Annotated in this window: 17 protein-coding genes; 5 read left to right on the top strand and 12 right to left on the bottom strand. The window is 63.6% G+C overall.

Annotated elements, in window-relative coordinates; translation table 11 throughout:
• Positions 1-235: 235 nt before the first annotated feature.
• The 8 genes from ACR9ZH_RS00085 to ACR9ZH_RS00050 all read right to left on the bottom strand — a co-directional run bounded on the left by ACR9ZH_RS00085 (position 236) and on the right by ACR9ZH_RS00050 (position 8356).
• The gene (locus tag ACR9ZH_RS00085; protein ID WP_481288715.1) at positions 236-1315 is read right to left on the bottom strand and encodes a DUF262 domain-containing protein; all 1080 of its coding nucleotides are present in this window, start codon (positions 1313-1315) and stop codon (positions 236-238) included.
• Entirely contained in the window at positions 1312-2151 is an 840-nt protein-coding gene (locus ACR9ZH_RS00080; protein ID WP_481288714.1) for an FRG domain-containing protein, read from the bottom strand. The genes ACR9ZH_RS00085 and ACR9ZH_RS00080 overlap by 4 nt, the downstream gene beginning before the upstream one ends.
• Positions 2111-2743 (bottom strand): Eco29kI family restriction endonuclease, encoded by a 633-nt coding sequence (locus tag ACR9ZH_RS00075; RefSeq protein ID WP_481288713.1) that lies wholly within the window; start codon positions 2741-2743, stop codon positions 2111-2113. Before ACR9ZH_RS00075 ends, ACR9ZH_RS00080 begins: the two co-directional genes overlap by 41 nt.
• On the bottom strand, positions 2740-3960 hold the full coding sequence (locus ACR9ZH_RS00070; RefSeq protein ID WP_481288712.1) for a DNA cytosine methyltransferase: 1221 nt from the start codon (positions 3958-3960) through the stop codon (positions 2740-2742). Before ACR9ZH_RS00070 ends, ACR9ZH_RS00075 begins: the two co-directional genes overlap by 4 nt.
• Before the next feature lie 4 nt (positions 3961-3964).
• On the bottom strand, positions 3965-4375 hold the full coding sequence (locus ACR9ZH_RS00065) for a very short patch repair endonuclease (RefSeq protein WP_481288711.1): 411 nt from the start codon (positions 4373-4375) through the stop codon (positions 3965-3967).
• 90 nt (positions 4376-4465) lie between these two features.
• Positions 4466-5236, bottom strand: a complete 771-nt coding sequence (locus tag ACR9ZH_RS00060) for a TSCPD domain-containing protein (RefSeq protein ID WP_481288710.1) — start codon at positions 5234-5236, stop codon at positions 4466-4468.
• A 57-nt stretch (positions 5237-5293) separates the two neighbouring features.
• On the bottom strand, positions 5294-6187 hold the full coding sequence (locus ACR9ZH_RS00055; protein ID WP_481288709.1) for a histone H1-like repetitive region-containing protein: 894 nt from the start codon (positions 6185-6187) through the stop codon (positions 5294-5296).
• A gap of 21 nt (positions 6188-6208) precedes the next feature.
• Complete coding sequence (locus ACR9ZH_RS00050; protein ID WP_481288708.1) at positions 6209-8356, bottom strand: adenosylcobalamin-dependent ribonucleoside-diphosphate reductase; 2148 nt, start codon at positions 8354-8356, stop codon at positions 6209-6211.
• A 374-nt stretch (positions 8357-8730) separates the two neighbouring features.
• Here ACR9ZH_RS00050 and ACR9ZH_RS00045 point away from each other — a divergent pair, with 374 nt between their 5' ends.
• The 4 genes from ACR9ZH_RS00045 to ACR9ZH_RS00030 all read left to right on the top strand — a co-directional run bounded on the left by ACR9ZH_RS00045 (position 8731) and on the right by ACR9ZH_RS00030 (position 14128).
• On the top strand, positions 8731-10101 hold the full coding sequence (locus tag ACR9ZH_RS00045; RefSeq protein ID WP_481288707.1) for a Do family serine endopeptidase: 1371 nt from the start codon (positions 8731-8733) through the stop codon (positions 10099-10101).
• A gap of 376 nt (positions 10102-10477) precedes the next feature.
• The gene (locus tag ACR9ZH_RS00040) at positions 10478-11974 is read left to right on the top strand and encodes a LysM peptidoglycan-binding domain-containing protein (protein WP_481288706.1); all 1497 of its coding nucleotides are present in this window, start codon (positions 10478-10480) and stop codon (positions 11972-11974) included.
• Positions 11975-11977: 3 nt separating this feature from the next.
• Complete coding sequence (locus ACR9ZH_RS00035; RefSeq protein WP_481288705.1) at positions 11978-12676, top strand: HAD family hydrolase; 699 nt, start codon at positions 11978-11980, stop codon at positions 12674-12676.
• A gap of 69 nt (positions 12677-12745) precedes the next feature.
• Entirely contained in the window at positions 12746-14128 is a 1383-nt protein-coding gene (locus ACR9ZH_RS00030; RefSeq protein ID WP_481288704.1) for a leucyl aminopeptidase family protein, read from the top strand.
• A gap of 196 nt (positions 14129-14324) precedes the next feature.
• Here the strand turns inward: ACR9ZH_RS00030 and ACR9ZH_RS00025 are convergent, their stop codons facing one another.
• Entirely contained in the window at positions 14325-14609 is a 285-nt protein-coding gene (locus ACR9ZH_RS00025; RefSeq protein WP_481288703.1) for a hypothetical protein, read from the bottom strand.
• A gap of 91 nt (positions 14610-14700) precedes the next feature.
• Between ACR9ZH_RS00025 and ACR9ZH_RS00020 the strand changes: the two genes are divergently transcribed.
• Positions 14701-15699 (top strand): alpha/beta fold hydrolase, encoded by a 999-nt coding sequence (locus ACR9ZH_RS00020; RefSeq protein WP_481288702.1) that lies wholly within the window; start codon positions 14701-14703, stop codon positions 15697-15699.
• 170 nt (positions 15700-15869) lie between these two features.
• Here ACR9ZH_RS00020 and ACR9ZH_RS00015 read toward each other — a convergent pair whose 3' ends face one another.
• From ACR9ZH_RS00015 to trpE, 3 genes are all read right to left on the bottom strand, one after another.
• A complete protein-coding gene (locus tag ACR9ZH_RS00015; RefSeq protein WP_481288701.1) occupies positions 15870-16355 on the bottom strand; it encodes a DUF4019 domain-containing protein in 486 nt (161 codons plus the stop codon).
• Positions 16356-16621: 266 nt separating this feature from the next.
• Entirely contained in the window at positions 16622-17281 is a 660-nt protein-coding gene (locus ACR9ZH_RS00010; protein ID WP_481288700.1) for a hypothetical protein, read from the bottom strand.
• Positions 17282-17465: 184 nt separating this feature from the next.
• A complete protein-coding gene (gene trpE, locus ACR9ZH_RS00005) occupies positions 17466-18941 on the bottom strand; it encodes an anthranilate synthase component I (protein WP_481288699.1) in 1476 nt (491 codons plus the stop codon).
• Between the last annotated feature and the right edge of the window lie 163 nt (positions 18942-19104).

Genomic DNA, 19104 nt, shown 5'->3' with positions numbered 1-19104 from the left:
TGGTAGCGTTGAGCTTCGGGGCCAAGGGCCGGAAGTCAATTGTCGCCTCACAAGTATGCAATTCGGTAGACCGGTTATGGCCTTACCTTCCTTGTGAATTGACCCGAAAACTTCGCCGGGCAGCCTTCACCCGAAGCCAAGCCTTCCCATTGGCTCTATACCAAGAGTTGTCCGATCGCATAAGAAATGCGCTCAAAGAATTTCAGCAGGAATGAGGTGAGCTCTGCTAAGGTCACTAATCGGCTACTAAAGTCGGCCGCCCTTCAACCGGCCCCACATACTGTCGTAGCACCGAATATCTAAACCGCAAAGCAGTTCCGTCGTTCGGACTTTGCGCGAAACGGTCGTATTCGAGCATTGTGAAATCAACCCCTTCCCCTCCCTTCTCCGCCAAAATCCGATTCGCTTCCCTACGCCTTTCAAAACTTACAAAGTCACCGCGGTCAATTTGATCTACCCATCCCCTACCGAGGGCGTCTAGAAACAAATAAAAATAAACGGTCAACGAGCCAACGGATTTCAAGAGAGCATCTTTATCAACAAAGACACGCTCCATGGCCTTGAGTGTCTCACTCACACGAAATTGCAGCGATGCTGTATCAAAGCTTGCTGCCCTCTTGGCTTCCTTTACAAAATCGTCAAGATGGACTTTCTTCGTATCGACCAACGCGTCGCGATGGCAAATATAAAGGAACTTCGTCGCCATATCGAGATGTCGATATCGAAGGTTAGTAAACGGAACTTTCTTAACGAAAAACGAGTGTTCAGAGACGCGGCGAACGGTATCCGGTAAAGGTCCACCGAAGGCGTTTCGCTTCTCCGCGGCATTGAGTGGCACTGCTTCGTTTAACCGAGAGAACATATCTTCGATAAGCTCGATCTCATCGGTTAGAATCGTCACTATCGGCAAAACATAGCCGTCGAATCTTGTTTTTAGATCTGGATATTTCTTGGCAAGCTCGGCATACGTGAGTCCCGCAGCACCCATTCCAGCGTCGTCTATGAATTCCATATCGTCGCTAAGGGGAAATGCTCCTTCGATAAAGGAAAATATCGTTTGCAACCTCTGTTTGCCGTCGACAATAGCAAACTTATATTTCTTGCCCCCAATGTCCTTCGCGGGAAAGAACTCATGAAAATAGAGCTTAGGCAAATCATACCCGTTGATTATCGAATCAATGAGCAGTTGTCTCTTGTCGAGCGGCCAAATATCGCCAAGCCGCTGGTACGGCGGGTCAAACCATATCCCTTCGCGCAATGAGTAGACATGTAGGATCGAACTGCTCGGGACGTTTCCTAGCCTGAAATCCGTCACTGCAAGATCTCCTTCGTCACTTCCGCCACGCTTGCAAGTTCTGGGAAAAGCATAAGTCGATTGACTCTTAAAGACGCCAACTCCAAGCGAAGCCGCTGCTTCGCGGCCGCCGGGATGATCAACTTTGCGAGATGAGCAGCAGCTAGGTCTTCGATTGGGGTTACGTCTCGATGCATAATTGTGAAGACGCCGAGCTGAGCCATTATCCTCTCGTTACGGCGATGAGCTATTGCCGCAGCTGGAAACCGACTCGTCATAACCTCCATGTGCATCTTCTCGGGCCCATAGTCATCTAATACCGAATCCACCCCGAAACAAGGGATATCAACAGAGACGACAGGCCTAAGCCTCGGGACCTCGTAGTTATACCGTGCCGGCAGAAGGGCCCAGATTGCACCATCCGCGCTCTCCTGGGCGACGTCCGGATCGTTCACCGCAAAATATAAAGCGACGAGCGGGCTCTCTGTCCAATCCAAAAGACGCGTTGGGATGCCGAAGTGCTGCATCAAGAACATCCACTCCCATTCATCCTGAGGAGCTTGCTGGCGAAACGGATACGCATTTTGCTTGAAGCGCTTTGACAGCAGAGCCTCTCGCTCTAAAGCTCCAGCTGCGCGCGCTATGGATGGCAACAAGGTAAAGTTCGTGTTGCTATGGCCACGAAACCAAACCGCCTCGTCTCCGATTTTGGTCGCCAGCTCAGTCAGCTTCAATAGAAACCCAGCCAGACTGTCGAAGTCTCCCTCCAGTAACATCTCTCCCCCTGGTTCCTTGAGAAACGATCGTAAATCGCTCTTACAGTTCTTGCTGGAAAGCTGTGAGGAACGACTCGACATCTCTCGCGATCTCCTCCGCGGACTCGTCACGCACCTCCAGGTTTCCTACCCACCGTCTCCCTGGATGCAGTACGTCCCAACGAGACCTCTTCCCCTTATACCGACCCTTTCCAGGATCGTGGTTTCCGAATCCGTCCACGAGCTTGTTCCACAACGGCCGGTAACGAGATATGACCAATGACTCCCCTAGCGGAATCCATACGTCATCTAGGACGAGTGAGCGGCATACGAAGTCTTTCAGATGGATTCCAGCTTCAGGGAGATCGCTGACAGCCGCAATACTATCGGCATGCTCTGAGAGCCGCTTATAAAGAACTCGACCTGCTAGGGCATTCAAATCACTTCCTCGCCTAGCACCTTTGGGCACAGCCTTTCCCACGTAGATCGGAACTCCCACGGCTCCCGAGCTTAAGAGCGAAAGAGACTTATATGGGACATATTCGCCACGGTAGTAAATCGCGTAAATTCCGGCTCCTTCAAACGGGGCGAGCTTCCCTAAATCGATCATGGGCTGCTCTAGTAGCGCTTTGACGATACTGTCTCCAAGATTCCTTTTATCAAGGGGATTGAATGGAACAACTTTTCCAGTCATGCGGCACACCACGAAGGTTGCACCCGACGAGCAAGCTCCTCGGCATCATAGTTCAAGAGGCACTCGGCGACGCTTGTGGCAACTTTTTGCGCAAGCAATACCGGCACGGCATTTCCCAATTGACGCATCGTTTCACTCCATGCGCCATGAAACGTAAATCCATCAGGAAACGTCTGAAGTCTCGCGCTCTCCCTCACCGTAAAATAACGCACACTGCCATCGTCCTCCACGAGCATATTTTCCCCGCCGGGAACACCGTGCCCGCCAGCTTTCAACGTTTTTGCTGGCAAATCCCAAGGGCTCCCGGTGTGCCCTGGATACGCACGCGCTCCCGCTTGAAACACATGATTACTGAATCCCTTCGCGGCCCGTGATCTGGGATCCGGCAGGCCACGGAGTGCATCCCGCACCGTACGCCAAGGACGCGTATCTAAAGGCAAGAGGTCTGAGCGGAGCTGCTCTACTCTTCGCGCCGCAGCCTTGGATATCGATGGCCTTCTCTTCACCGAGACACGATGGCGATCCCAATATTCTCCGGTGATCCACTGCTCGACTAACAAGGCATCGAGCGAGTGGGATGCTTTTGGAAAGGACCACTTACCATCCACATCGGACCGAAATCCTACGAGAAATATGCGCTCACGGCGCTGCGGAACGCCATAATCCGCAGCATTAACCAACGTAGGGATTACGTTATAGGTGAGGTCTTTAACTCGTGACCTCGTACTCGTATGGCGAGCATGCAAGCGCCGAAGATGGTCGAACCAAGACTCACCTCTACGACTCATCATCTCAGGATACGACAGTTGAAGAATGATGTACTGAAAGTAATTTGCAAACGCCGCTCGCGTAAGCCCTTTTACGTTCTCAACAATAAACGCCCGAGGCTGCAATCTTCTTATAATACTTACGGTTGCCGGAAACATGTCACGCCGATCGTCATGCGCTTGATGCTTTCCTCCCATGGAGAACGGTTGGCATGGCGGCCCCCCTGCGACGAGATCGACACCTTCAGTCACGCTCGACCAGTCGACGGCACGAACATCTCCCTCGTGAACATACGAATCTCGTAGCAGCGGGAAATCCCGCTTCGCGTTTTCGCGCAAGGTATCACACGCCCATCGATCCCATTCAGCGACCACCTCCGGCTCGAAGCCCGCGAGAGAACAGCCCATAGCGAGCCCACCGGCGCCAGCGAATAGCTCAACCGACCTCACATCGTTACTCCAAATCTAAAAATTTTTGAAGACGCGTGGCAAGTGCAAGAGGCTCTCTTAGTTCACATTCCCAAACGACCGTGACAGACCATCCGAGACCTTCAAGTGCACTCATGACACGCATATCTCTTTCACGGTTCGCCGCGAACTTGGGCAGCCAGAAGTCCAATCGCGACTTGGGTACTCTGCAAGACGAGCATCCTTCGTGCCGATGCCAAAAGCAGCCATGCACGAAAATGAGCTTACGACGTGTCCTAAAAACGATATCCGGCCGTCCTGGTATTCCCTTCCCGTGTAGACGAAATCGGTACCCTAGCCGATGGAGCAAGCTACGGACTGCAATTTCCGGCTTCGTGTCCCTACTTCGAACACGTCGCATCAGCTCACTGCGTTGCTCGTTTGTGAGGTTATCCACAGCACCCGTCTCGCGCGTGAGGGATCAACATTAACAAGCGTGAGGGCAATAGGCGTCGTGTCTTTGACGAAGCCTAGTCATACTATGGAACTACCCGCACTTCGAATACCCACAATTCAAACAAGTCTGGCACCCATCCATCAGCACCAGCGCCTGCGTATTGCACTTCGCGCAGAGGGTGGCGCCGGGTGGGAAGCCGGAGGCTGAGGTCGTCGGGGCCTCGGCGGTGGCGCTAACGGCGTCGCGAGCGGGGCTCGCTCCTACAGGGGCGGAGGCGGCGGGCTTGGCGGCAGCCTTCTCGTAAGCCGCGCGCTTCTCCGCGATGAGCTGGCGCGTGGCGTCGCTCATTTCCGGGTCGTGGATCAACCCGATCGACTTCATGTGCTGTTCGATCACGCCGCCGATCTCGGCGACGATGCTGGGCATGTAGATGCCGCCGGCCTTGAAGTAGCCGCCGCGGGGGTCGAAGACGGCCTTGAGTTCTTCGACGATGAAGGTCACGTCGCCGCCCTTGCGGAAGACGGCGGACAGGATTCGGGTGAGCGCCACGATCCACTGGAAGTGGTCCATGTTCTTCGAGTTGATGAAGAGCTCGAAGGGGCGGCGCTGTTCGTGCGGGGTGCCGGCGTTCAGGACGATGTCGTTGATGGTCACGTACAGCGCGTGCTCGAAGAGCGGCGACTTGATCTTGTACGTGTTGCCGACGAGGGTTTCCGGGCGCTCCAGGCTTTCGTGCATCTGGATGACCTCGGCCACGGGCGCGGTGTCTTTCACCGGTGCCTGGGCGGGGGCCGGGGCGGCCTTGTCCTCGGGCTTAACGACGTTGTAGCCCTTGATCTTCTTTTCGATCTTGATCGCCATGACTCTTCTCTCTTAGGTATCCGGCCCGGCGCGTACGCCGGGCCGGATGGGTACTACTTACTTGCGACGGCCACGGGCGGCGGACTTGCGCGCCGGCGTACGGCCGGTCTTGCTGGCAGTGGACCTCTTTGCCGCCTTGGAGGCGGTTTTCTTACCGACAGCCTTGCGGGCGGTCGTCTTGCCGGCGGCCTTGCGGACCGTCTTCTTCGCTGCGACGCGGCCGGCACCCTTGCGGGCGCTGCGACCGGCGGACTTCTTCGCGACGCGACCGGCAGCCTTGCGGGCGCCGGCCTTCTTCGCCGCACCCTTGCGGGCGACCTTCTTGGCGGCGACCTTGCGGCCGGCCGACTTCTTCACGGCCGCCTTGCGGGTGGCCTTGCGGGCTGCCGACTTCTTCGCCGGCGCCTTCTTCGCGGCGGACTTCTTGGCGACCGCCTTCTTGGCCGTGCCCTTCTTCGCCGCGGCTTTCTTGGCAGCCGACTTCTTCACGGCCGCCTTCTTCGGAGCGGCCTTCTTCGCCGCAGCCTTCTTGGCCGTGCCCTTCTTGGCGGCAGCCTTCTTCGCCGTGCCCTTCTTCGCGGCAGCGGCCTTCTTGGCCGGCGCGCGCTTGGCGGCCTTCTTCGCCGACGGGGCCGCCGGCACGGCCGTGGTCTCGGTGGATTCGGCGGAGCCGCTGCTCTGCGCAGCAGCCTTCTTCGGGGCCGTCGCTGCGCGCGTGGTGCGCACGGCGGGCTTGCTGGTCTCGTCGCGCACCGGGGCGTTGGCGCCCGGTGCCGGCGTGGGCTCGATCACCTTGCGGGCAACCGGCTTGCGCTTGACGACTTTCTTGGCGACGGCCGGCGCCGGGGTGGCGTCGGTGGTGTTTTCCACCGTCGACTCCTCGCCGGTATCGGTAAGGCTGGTCTCGGTCGAGGGCAGTTCGCCCTCGACAGTCTGGTTCTCGATCGACATACGTATTCCCTCTCCGCGGGGTCAGAACTTGCCGTAATAGCCTTCCTTCAGGGCATCGAAGAGGTTCGCGGCGGTGTGCATTTCACCGTCGTACTCGACCTCGTCGTTACCCTTCAGTTCGACAACGCTACCGTCTTCCAATTCGAAGCGATAGAGGGTGTTCTCGAGATCGGTTTCCTTGACCAGCACACCCTGGAACGCGGCGGGGTTGAAACGGAAGGTGGTGCATCCCTTCAGACCCTGCTTGTACGCGTAGAAATAGATGTCCTTGAAGTCTTCGTACGGGTAGTCCGTGGGCACATTGGCCGTCTTGGAAATGGAGGAATCGATCCACTTCTGCGAGGCGGCCTGGATGTCCACGTGCTCCTTGGGGCTGATGTCGTCGGCCGACACGAAGTACTCCGGCAGGCGGGTCTTCGGGTCGTCGGAGAACGGCAGGGCGTCGCCGTTGATCAGCGCGCGATAGGCGAGCAGCTCGTAGCTGAACACCTCCACCTTCTCCTTCGACTTCTTGCCCTCGCGGATCACATTGCGCGAATAGTGGTGGGCGAAGCTGGGCTCGATGCCGTTGGAGGCGTTATTGGCCAGGCTGAGCGAGATGGTGCCGGTGGGCGCGATGGACGAGTGGTGGGTGAAGCGCGCACCGGTCTCGGCCAGGGCGTCGACCAGGTTCGGGGCCACCTCGGCCACGCGCTGCATGTAGCGCGAGTATTTGGCATGCAGCACGCTGCCCTTGATGCGCTGGCCGACCTTCCAGCCGTCCTTCACCATCTCCGGGCGCTTGCGCAGCATGTCGCCGGTCACTTCGTAATCGCGCGCCAGCACGGGCGCCGGGCCCTTTTCCTTGGCGAGCTCGAGGGCCACTTCCCAGCCGGCCACGGCCATCTCGCGGGACACGTCCTCGGTGAAGGCCACCGCGTCCGGTGCGCCGTAGCGCATCTTCAGCATGGTGAGGGTGGAACCCAGGCCCAGGAAGCCCATGCCGTGGCGGCGCTTGGAGAGGATCTCCTCGCGCTGCTGTGGCAGCGGCAGGCCGTTGATCTCCACCACGTTGTCGAGCATGCGGGTGAACACGCGCACCACTTCGCGGTACTCGTCCCAGTCGAAGCGGGCCTTCGGACCGAACGGATCGCGCACGAAGGTGGTGAGGTTGATCGAGCCCAGCAGGCACGAGCCGTACGGCGGCAGGGGCTGCTCGCCGCAGGGGTTGGTGGCGCGGATGTGCTCGCACCACCAGTTGTTGTTCATCTCGTTGACGCGGTCGATGAGGATGAAGCCCGGCTCGGCGTAGTCGTACGTCGAGACCATGATCATGTCCCACAGATGACGGGCGCGGATGTGACCGTAGATCTTGCAGGCCACCAGGCCGTCTTCGCGGGTGACGTAGTTTTCCTTGGTGGGCCACTCGCGCCACACGACCTTGGAGCTGTCGCCCAGGTCGATCTCGCCCTGCTCCTTCACGTGGATGGGGAAGACGGTGGGCCAGTCCTGGTCGTTTTCCACGGCGTCCATGAAGCCGTCGGTGATCAGCAGCGACAGGTTGAACTGGCGCAGGCGCCCGTCCTCGCGCTTGGCGCGGATGAATTCCTTGGCGTCCGGATGGCTCACGTCGAACGTGCCCATCTGCGCACCGCGGCGGCCACCGGCGGACGAGACGGTGAAGCACATCTTGTCGTAGATATCCATGAACGACAGCGGGCCCGAGGTGTGGGCGCCGGCGCCGGACACGTAGGCGCCGCGCGGGCGCAGCGTGGAGAACTCGTAGCCGATGCCGCAGCCGGCCTTCAGCGTGAGGCCCGCCTCGTGCACCTTCTCGAGGATGTCGTCCATCGAGTCATGGATGGTGCCCGACACGGTGCAGTTGATCGTGGAGGTGGCGGGCTTGTGCTCCAGCGCACCGGCGTTGGACGTGATGCGGCCGGCGGGGATCGCACCGCGGCGCAGCGCCCAGAGGAAGCGCTCGAACCAGTGGGCGCGCAGCTCGTCGGTGGCTTCCACGTCGGACAGGGCGCGGGCCACGCGCTTGTAGGTCTCGTCGACGGAGCCGTCCACGGGCTCGCCCGTCTTGGCCTTCAGACGGTACTTCTTGTCCCAGATGTCATACGAGGCGGGCTGAAGCGGAATGGCCGCGGTCTCAAGCCCCATGGCTTGCGCACGTGCAGTGCTCATGAATTTGTCGTCCTCGATGTGGCGGCCTTTGTGGGGCCTTTCTTATATGCATGCGTCGGCGCAAGTACCGTCGACGGTCCCTCCCCCGGAGACACCTGTCGACCATCCCTGTCTTCCCTTCGCCAGCCTTTCAAAAAAGCCTTTGCCGACGATGGTTTGAAGCTCGAACCTGACTATCCGCAGCACCAGCACTTGGTAAGTGGCGAACGAAGGAACACAAGATGTTGTGGTTGCGGCCGAAGTGAACCTTAAACCCGGAGGGGGTCGATGTAAAGTATCCGGCACACGCGTCTCACCGGCTGAAACCCGCGCGGCGGGTTGTTGTCGAAGGCGCCGATGAACGTGCCCGGAGCACACCAGCAAAGGAACTTCCCATGCCCGCCTACAGTTACCGGCGAACCACTCGACTCGCACTCGGCGCCGTCCTCGCCCTGGCCCTGTCGTCGCCCGCTTTTGCGTCCCTGCCGCCGGCCGTCGACGGTCAGCCGATGCCTTCCCTGGCACCGATGCTCGCGAAGGTCACCCCGGCCGTGGTGAACATCTCGACCAAGACCCACGTGCGCGTGCGCGATCCCTATTTCGACGATCCGCTGTTCCGCCAGCTGTTCGGTGGCGGCGGCCTGCCGCGCGAGAGGGTGGAGCAAAGCCTGGGCTCGGGCGTGGTGATCGACGCCGCGAAGGGCTATGTGCTCACCAACAACCACGTGGTGGGCGGCGCGGACGACATCACGGTCACCTTGCAGGACGGCCGGGACCTGAAGGCGAAGCTGCTCGGCAGCGACCCGGATACCGACGTGGCGGTGCTGCAGATTCCCGCGGAGCGGCTCCAGGCGCTGCCCATCGCCGACTCCTCGCAGCTGCGCGTGGGCGACTTCGTAGTGGCCGTGGGCGATCCGTTCGGGCTGGGGCAGACGGCCACCTCCGGCATGGTCTCGGCGCTGGGCCGATCCGGCCTGGGCAAGGGCATCCAGAACTTCATCCAGACCGATGCCTCGATCAACCCCGGCAACTCCGGCGGCGCGCTGGTGAACCTGCGCGGCGAACTGGTGGGCATCAACTCGATGATCTTCACGCCTTCCGGCGGCAACGTGGGCATCGGCTTCGCCATCCCCACCGACCTCGCGACGAGCGTGATGAAGCAGCTGCTCGCCTACGGCAAGGTGCGCCGCGGCAACCTGGGCGTGGAGGTGCAAGACATCACGCCGCGCATCGCGAAGGCCCTGGGGCTGAAGGACAGCAATGGCGCGGTGGTCACGCGGATCAATGAGGATTCGCCCGCTGAAGGTGCGGGATTGCAGCCGGGCGACGTGCTCACCGCGGTGAACGGCAAGCCGGTGCGCGCGGCCCAGGACCTTCGCAATGCCGAGGGCCTGTTGCCGCTCGGGGCGAAGGTGAAGCTCACGGTGCAGCGCGACGGCAGCACGCGCGACGTCGTGGCCACCGTGGCGGCGGAGAAGATCGACACGGTCGACGGGGCCAAGGTGGACCGGCGCCTGGCCGGCGTCACCTTGAGCGACCTGTCGCCGGAGCAGAAGTCGCAGGGCCTGTACGGCGTGGCCTTGAGCGGCGTGAAGCGCGGCTCCGCGGCCGCGGCCGCCGGCCTGCAGGACGGCGACATCGTGGTGGCGATCGCGCAGCGGCGCATCACGGGCGTGAAGAGCCTGCCGACCACCGGCTCACTGGGCGGCAGGCAGCTGCTGCTCACGGTGGTGCGTGACGACGCTGTGTATTACGCAGTCCTCTGAGCCCTGATGGCGCGCCGGATGCCCCCGGCGCGCGCTCCGATCCCTTTGGCCGCGTCTGTCCCATGCGCGCCCCGCCCCATGCGCGCCCCGCCTTATGCGCGTCCCCGCCTTATGCGCGTTCCGCCCCCCGTAGGAGCGCGCCTTGCGCGCGACAGCCTTTCGCCCCGGTCCGGACGCTGGCGCGCCAGTTTTGGGGACTGGGCCGAAAAGATGTCGCGCGCAAGGCGCGCTCCTACATGTGAAGGAAGCCCTACAGCCTACGTTCTGTTTTCTGACGGCAGGATGCTGAACGATGTCAATGCTGCGCGTGGCGGCGGGATGCCCCACAATGGCGGCTTGCTCGCCTATTAGCCCCGTCCCGAGGTCCCAGCCGTCCATGTCTCTTCGTTTCGCGCGACTGTTTACCGCCACGCTGATCGGCCTTAGCGCCTCCGCCACCGTTCTTGCCGCCGCCGGCACACAGCTGGTCTGGCGCGGCGACATCACCACCGCCCGCGGCGTCGTCACCGACGTCGCCAAGGCCTGGGAGAAATCCGGCAAGGGCAAGATCGAACTGCAGCCGTTCAACACGGCTTCCGGTATCGACGCCGTCTCCAAGGGCACCGCCGACCTCGCCGGTTCGGCTCGTCCCGCCATCGGCGCCGCCGAGCAGTCGCTGACCTTCACGCCGGTGGCATGGGACGCCCTGGTGATGGTCACCTACCCGTCGAACCCGGTCAGCAACATCACGCTGAAGCAGCTCCATGAGATCTACATGGGGCACATCACCAACTGGAAGGAGCTCGGCGGCAGCGATGCGCCGATCAACCTCTATGCGGTGGCCAGCCCGGCCGACGGCGTGGAATACAGCCTGCGCCGCCTGCTCTTCGGCCGCGGCAACCAGCCGGTGGCCGCGCCGCGCCTGTACGTGAACGTGGCGAAGCTCGAAGAAGGCGTCACCCTCGACAAGCAGGGGCTCGGCGCCACCACGCTCGCCGGCGCCTCGTCGAACAAGAAGGTGAAGATCCTCTCCATCGACGGCGTCGCGCCGTCGATGTCCACGGTGGGCAGCGGTGCCTATCCGCTGTACACCGAGCTTTACCTGGTCAGCAACGACAGCGGCCCGAAGGCGGCCGACGTGAAGGAATTCATTTCCTTCGTCACCTCCAGCCAGGGCAGCTCGCTGCTCCGCGCGCACAGCCTCGTGCCGTACGCCGACGGTGCCGCACTCGCCTCGAAGGATGCGTCGCGCCGCGCGGCCATCGCGTCCGCCGTGGGCACGCGCGCCAACGCCGGCCAGCCGATGACCACGCCGACCGCCGTGGCCGCCGCGCCGACGGCCGCCGCCGTCGCAAAGGAAACCGCGCTCGCCAAGGCGCAGGTCGCCGGCAAGGGTGCGAAGGCTGCGAAGGAAACCAAGGGCTCCGTCGCCACCACCGCCGAGCCCTCGCAGTTCGCCCACGTCGCCGCCAGCGTCAGCACCACGGCGCACATGGGCTTCGCCGGCGTACGCGCGGAAGCCTTCACCGTCTCGGATAACGCCCGCATCGGCGGCCGCTTCGCCAAGGTGCGCGCCGACGCGGTGACCGTGCGCGGCAAGCCCGTGGCGAAGGCGGCGGTTGCTGCCAAGCCGGCGGATGCGTCGGAGAAGTCCACGGCCGTCGCCACGCCGAAGGTCGCGGAGGCCAAGCCGGCCGCGAAGCCGGCGAAGGCCGTGGCCAAGGCCGCCGCCGAGAAGCCGGCCGCCTCGCGCACCTACAAGGTGGCCGCGGGCGACACGCTGTATTCGATCGCGAAGAAGAACGCGGTCGACGTGAACAAGCTGCGCGCCATGAATGGCCTGAAGGACAATAACGTCCGCCTCGGCCAGGTGCTCAAAGTCGGCGCGCGCTGAGCCGTGCCGGTTCGCGCAGTCACCCTCGACCTCGACGACACCCTGTGGCCGGTGCTCCCGGCCCTGATCGAGGCCGAGCACTGCGTGAACCGCTGGCTGCGGGAACACCATCCCGATGTCGCGGACGCGTGGCCCGTCGAGGCCATGCGCGAGCTGCGCGAAAAGATCGCGCAGGAAAACACCCACCTTTCGCACGATTTCAGCGCACAGCGGCGCCTGACGATCCGCCACGCCTTCGCCGCCTGCGGCATCGAGGACGCGCCGGTGGACGAGGTGTGGCGCATCTACTTCGCCGCGCGCAACGCGGTGGAGTTGTATCCGGACACCCTGCCCGCCCTGGAACGCATCGCCGCGCGCATGCCGCTGGCGAGCATTTCGAACGGCAACGCCGACCTGGAAATCATCGGCCTGCACCACCTCTTTCATACGCGTCTCAACGCCAGCGGCGTGGGCGTGGCGAAACCGGCCCCGCAGATCTTCCTCGCCGCCGCCGAGGCGCTGGGCCTGCCGCCGGGGGATATTCTTCATGTCGGCGACGACCCGCTGCTCGACGTGGTCGGCGCGCGCGAGGCCGGCATGAAGACGGCCTGGCTCAATCGCACCGGCGAGCGCTGGTCGCACGGCCCGGCGCCGGACTATGAATTCCCCGACATGACCCATCTTGCGGACTGGATTGACGCGTCAGCCGCGACGGACCGTTAGAATGGCGGTCCAGTATTGGACAGAACCCATTGACGCGGCCCGCTGCGACCGCGAGGCACGGGAGGCCTGATGTCATCGCTGATCGACCGCAAATCCGGAAAACGCGCTGTCCCCATCGAGACCGTCGATGCCGGCAGCATGGCTGCCACCGAGGCGCGCCTGGATGCGGCGCAGCGCCAATGGCTGGCCTCCACCGGATTCCGGCCGAAGCCGGGCGCCCTGGCGGTGCTGCCGGGCGCATCCGGTGAGATCGCGCGGGTGCTGGTGGGCGTGGATCGCCGCCTTCCGCTGCCGGCGCTGGGCGGGCTCCCGAACCGCCTGCCCGAAGGGATTTACGAACTTTCCCCGGAAGGCGTCTTCCAGGAGCGCGACCAGGCCGAGCTCGTGGTGCTGGGCTGGGCGCTGGGCGCCTACCGCTTCGATCGCTACCGCGCGGCGGAGCGCAAGCCGGCGCGGCTCGTGGTGGTCCCGGCCCTGCTGCGCACGGTGCAGCCGCTCATCGACGCCACGAAGGAAGTGCGCGACCTGGTGAATACGCCCACCGAGGATATGGGCCCCGAGCAGCTTTCGCAGGCGGTCCACGCCCATGCCGACCAACACAAGGCCACGGTGCGCGAATGGGTCGGCGACGAGCTGCTCAAGGACAACTTCCCCACCATCCACGCGGTGGGCCGCGCCAGCCATCGTCCGCCGCGCCTCATCGAGCTCACCTGGGGCAAGGCTTCCAGCCCGAAGCTCGTGCTCATCGGCAAGGGCGTGTGCTTCGACACCGGCGGCCTGGACATCAAGCCGGCCGACGGCATGCGCTGGATGAAGAAGGACATGGGCGGCGCGGCGCACGCCATCGCGCTGGCCGGCCTGGTGATGAAGGCGAAACTGCCGGTGCGGCTGACGCTGCTGGTGCCCGCGGTGGAAAACGCCATCGCCGGGAATGCCATGCGTCCGGGCGAGGTGATCCGCACGCGCGCGGGGCATACGGTGGAGGTGGACAACACCGATGCCGAAGGCCGTCTGGTGCTGTGCGACGCCATCGCTTACGCCGTGGAGCAGTCGCCCGACCTGATCATCGATTTCGCGACGCTGACGGGCGCCGCGCGCGTGGCGCTCGGTCCCGAGCTGCCGGCGCTGTTCACCAACCGCGACCCCTTGGCCGATCATGTGATCGGCTCCGCCGAACTCGTGCAGGATCCGCTGTGGCGCCTGCCGCTGTGGCGGCCCTACCGCCGCATGCTGGAATCGTACGTGGCCGACTTCGCCAACGCGGGGCCGTCGCGCCACGCCGGCGCGATCACCGCGGCGCTGTACCTCGAGCGCTTCATTCCCGATGGCCAGAACTGGATGCACCTGGACACCTACGCCTGGAACGACGGCGACCGCCCGGCCCACCCGCGCGGCGGCGAAGCGCAAGGGTTGCGCGCGTTCTTCCGGTTCCTGTCGGAACGTTATTCCTGACTCGTGGGCTGCGCCTCGCGACCGGCGCCTCGTGACCGGCGCCTCGGACCGGCACCTCGTGACGGGCGCCTCGGACCGGCACCTCGTGACGGGCGCCTCGCGCATGTAGGAGCGCGCTTGCGCGCGACAGCTTTTCGCGAAACGTAACAGGCCCTGTTCCTCACGGCCTCAAAAGATGTCGCGCGCAGGCGCGCTCCTACTCTGGCTTTGATTTGTGGGCAATGACCGAGCGCAGGTTGCGCTCCAGTTCCGCGATCGTCAGCGGAAAATAATTCGCGTCGTCGTCGGTTACCTGCCAACTGGCCATCCGCTTGTCGGTAGCGGCGACGCCACTTGCGATCAGCGCGTCGCGCACATCGGTGGGGTCGAGTCCGGTCGCCTCGAGAATAAGCTGCCAAAGCCAGTTCATCCGCTGCGGATCCACGCCGCGTGTCATCGGCGGGCGCATATAACTGCGAGCCGGTGCGTCGAAGTCGGACATGCTGTACTCCCTGCGTGCACGTGTACCGAGTATGGCAGCGGCTCTCGCGTAAGATGCCGGCATACATCCTGAGTTGCTGTAGGAGTTCGTGATGCGCCCTCTCGTCCCCGCCCTGCTCGTCACCCTTGCGTTCGCCCTGCCCGCCTTCGCCGAGGACACGCCGAAGGTCGAAAACCTCGGTGCCCGTCTCGAACGGCTCCCATACCCTTATCCCGTCACGATGTTCCCGGTGAAGAACCAGGGCCAGTCGCTGGAGATGGCCTACATGGATCTCAAGCCGGAACATGCGAATGGCCGCACCGCCGTCCTGCTGCACGGAAAGAACTTCTGCGGCCCATACTGGGCGGCCACGGCGGAACACCTTCGTGCCGAAGGCTACCGGGTGGTGATTCCCGACCAGATCGGCTTCTGCAAATCGTCGAAGCCGCATACGTTCCAGTACAGCTTCCACCAGTTGGCTGCGGATACGCATGATCTGCTCGCGAGCCTCGGTGTGGACAAGGTCACAGTCGTCGCACATTCGATGGGCGGCATGGTGGGTGCGCGTTATGCGCTGATGTATCCGCAGGGCGTGGAGAAGCTGGTGCTGGTGAATCCCATCGGCCTGGAGGATTGGAAGGCCAAGGGCGTGCCGTGGCAGAGCGTCGACGCATGGTACGCGCGCGACCTGAAAACATCGTACGCCGGCATCAAGCGCTACCAGATGGCGCATTACTACGCCGGCCAGTGGAAACCCGAATACGACCGCTGGGTGCTGATGCAGGCCGGGCAGTACGAAGGCGACGGCAAGGAAACCTCGGCCTGGGCTGGCGCGCTTACCTACGACATGGTGTTTACCCAGCCGGTGGTTTACGAGTTTCCGCAGATCAAGGTGCCGACGGTGCTGATCATCGGACAGCGGGATACGACGGCAATCGCGGATGGTGCATCGGACGAAGTGAAGGCGAAGCTGGGCAATTATCCGGAATTGGGGAAGGAAGCTGCGGCCCGCATTCCCGGTGCGAAGCTGATTCCGCTGGAAGGCCTCGCCCACTCACCGATGATCGAGGCGCCGGAGCGCTTTTACAAAGCGCTCGACGAAGCGCTGTGACTCGCGCATTACCGCCAACTCTGTGGGAGCCGGCTCCGCCGGCGATCCCGCGGCAGCGGGCAAGCTTGCCGCGAGCACCCATCGCCGCTGAAGCGGCTTCCACAAAAGACAGTTGCTCCCACATACGGCGGTCGCTTCTATAAAAAGCGATGGGTTCTTGTTGCAGTAGTTTATGTGGTGAACGCGATTTCGCGTTGCACGGGTCTGATCACGTAGCCGACGGGAAGCCACCTCGTACCGCCGGGCGCCAGCGATACGGTTTCGAACAGCACCGCCCGCGTGTAGTGCGACACGAAGATCACGTTGAGGTAGTCGCCCGCGGGCAAACCCACCGGGTCGCGCACGCGCGTGACCTCGAACCATTCGCGCCCGACGAGTTGGCCGCGGTCCAGGCGTATCTTCCGCAGGTACCGCACCCACTCGGCGCGCGGCACCATCTTCTGCATCATCGCGCCGGCCTCGAGCCACATGGCATCCGCCCGGCGGCCATCGGACATGCGTACCCAATGGGTGGCGCAGCTCACCGCGTTGTCGAGCGAATTCGGCTGCGGGCCGAGCCGCGGCGTGTTGTTGATGCTTAAAAGCGGGCCGAAAGCGTTCGTTCCGGGAACGCCGGCGGCAGGAATTTTCCGGGCTTGGACCGGCACCGAGGACATGGCCCCTTCTCCGTCGTGGGACAGGCACAGCTTCCGGCGCCCGGACCCGGCTGCCAAGTCGGCCGGATGGGATAAGCAGCTTGGCCTGCCGGGTCGGGTATGCCGTCTGGCCCGCGGCTGGGCTACGGAGGCTGGCCCTACGGCGGCTGGCCTGTAGGAGCGCGCCTTGCGCGCGACAGCTTTTAGCGAAGAGCAACTGGCCCTGTTACTCAAAGCCCCAAAAGCTGTCGCGCGCAGGCGCGCTCCTACAGTGCGTGGGGCGGGGGCTAGCGGCGCCCGAAGGCCAGGACGTCGGAGGTGTAGGTTTCTACCACGAGGCTGAAGGGCTGGTTCGAGGCCGTGAACAGCACCGCCCGGTGGCGCAGGACCTCGTGCGGAATCGCCAGCGGCCCCTTGTGTGGCGGGGGCAGCGGCGCGTCCATCTCCCAGCCTGCCGGCAGCGGGGCCCACAGCAGGTCGGCGCTGAGCGTCTGGCGGCGGAAACGCAACGCCTGGACCACCTTGCCGAACGGCTGGTCGGTGGTGTCGAGGATCTGGTTCATCTCGGGCGTGAGACGCGAGGGCACGTACCAGTTGTCCGCCTCGGACAGCACGTGATCGCCGCAGGCCAGTTGCACGCGGCGGTAGCGCACCGGTTCTTCCGGGCCGATAGCCAGGGTCGCGCGCTCGGCATCCGGCAGCGGCTTGTCCTGGCCCTTCACGCGGCGGGCCAGGATCTTCGCTTCCGGCGCCAGTCCGTGGGCGCCGCACCAGCGCTCCAGCGTGAGCGTTGCGCTCGGGTGGCTCAGCAGGTCGGCATTGAGCGATTGCAGCAGCGCCAGCGCCTGCGTGCGCGAGGCGACGTCGTCGCTCCACGGCTCGCGCGCCTGCGCGGTGGCCGCAAGCACGGCGAGGGAGGTGGCAGCGATGATCGTACGGCTATTCATGGGGTAATCCTTCACGATGTTCGGTTGCTTTGTGTGGGAGCTACTTCAGCGGCGATGGGTGCTTGCGGCGAGTTGCCCGCTGCCGCGGGATCGCCGGCGTAGCCGGCTCCCACATGGAACTGGAAAGGCCCTTGGCTGCCTGGGCCATCACCGGAACGGGCACCTGGCTCCCACACATGGAGCTTCAAAGGCCTTTGGCGGCCTGGGCAACGGCGCGGAACAGTGCGCGGCCCTTGTTCATGGTTTCTTCCCACTCGGCCGCGGGATCGGAGTCGTGGACGACGCCGCCGCCGGCCTGCACGTGGAGGCGGCCGTCCTGGATGACAGCGGTGCGGATCGCGATCGCGGTATCCGCGTCGCCCCACCAGCCGAGCCAGCCGATGGCGCCCGCATAGATGTTGCGCTTGAACGGCTCCAGTTCCTGGATGATCTCCAGCGCGCGGATCTTCGGCGCGCCGCTGACCGTACCGGCGGGGAACGTCGCCTTGATCACGTCCATGTACGAAAGGCCGTCGCGGATGTCGCCCTCCACCTGGGACACGATGTGCATCACGTGCGAGTAGTGCTCGACCACGAAGGACTCGGCCAGCTTCACCGTGCCCGTCTTGCTTACCCGGCCCACGTCGTTGCGGCCGAGGTCGATGAGCATGAGGTGCTCCGCGCGTTCCTTGGGATCGGCGAGCAGTTCGGTCTCGAGCGCGATGTCTTCCGCGGCGTCCTTGCCGCGGCGGCGCGTGCCGGCGATCGGGCGCAGCACCACGCGGCCGTTCTTCAGGCGCACGAGGATCTCCGGGGAGGAGCCGACGATCTGGGTGGGGCCGATGTCGATGAAGAACATGTACGGCGACGGGTTCATCGCGCGCAGTGCGCGATAGACGTCTACGGGGCGCGCATTGAAACCGACGCTCAGGCGCTGCGAAGGCACCACCTGGAAGATGTCGCCGGCGCGGATGTATTCCTGCGCCTTGCGGACCATCGCCTCGTATTCCTCGCGGGTGAACGAGGACTTGAAGTCGGACTCGTCGAGCGCCGCAGGCTGCAGCAGCTGCGGGTACGACACTCCGCCCTGGCGCAGGCGGAAGGCCAGCGTATCCAGGCGGCGCGACGCTTCCGCGTACGCCTGGGGGCGCGCCGGATCGGCGTGCACGATGAGATAGAGGCGGCCCTTGAGGTTGTCGAACACGGCCACTTCGTCGGCGAGCATCAGCAGCACGTCGGGCGTACCGAGTTCGTCCTTCTTGTCCCACTGCGCGAGGCGCTGCTCGATGTAGCCGATGGTCTCGAAACCGAAGTAACCGACGAGGCCGCCCGTGAAGTCGGGCAGGCCCGGCAGCTTCGGCACGTCGTACTGCTTGCGCAGGGTCTCGATCTCGGCGAGCGGGTCCTCGAGGTGGCGGCGCTCGACGACCTCGCCGCTCTCCTCCACTTCCAGCTCGTGGCCGCGCAGGCGATACACCCGGCGTGCCGGCAGGCCGATGATGGAATGGCGTCCCCAGGTGGCGCCGCCCTCGACCGATTCGAACAGGAAGGTGTACGGGCCGTCGGCCAGCTTCAGGTACACCGAGAGCGGCGTGTCGAGGTCGGAAAACACCTCGCGCACCAGCGGGATGCGCGTGTGGCCCTGCGCGGCGTAGGCGTCGAATTGTTCGCGGGAGATCATCGGGCGAGGGAGTGTTGGGGTGATCGGCGATTGTAGGGGATGTTGCCCCGCAAGATTTGGTGGGGAGAGGTGTAGGAGCGCGCCTGCGCGCGACAGCTTTTCGGACCGGTCTTCCAGGACTGGGAGGGGGTCGCGAAAAGATGTCTGTCTCTTATACACATCT

The organism is Luteibacter sp. SVR4-7G (assembly GCF_056755555.1).
This window is presented reverse-complemented; position numbering and strand designations above follow the sequence as displayed.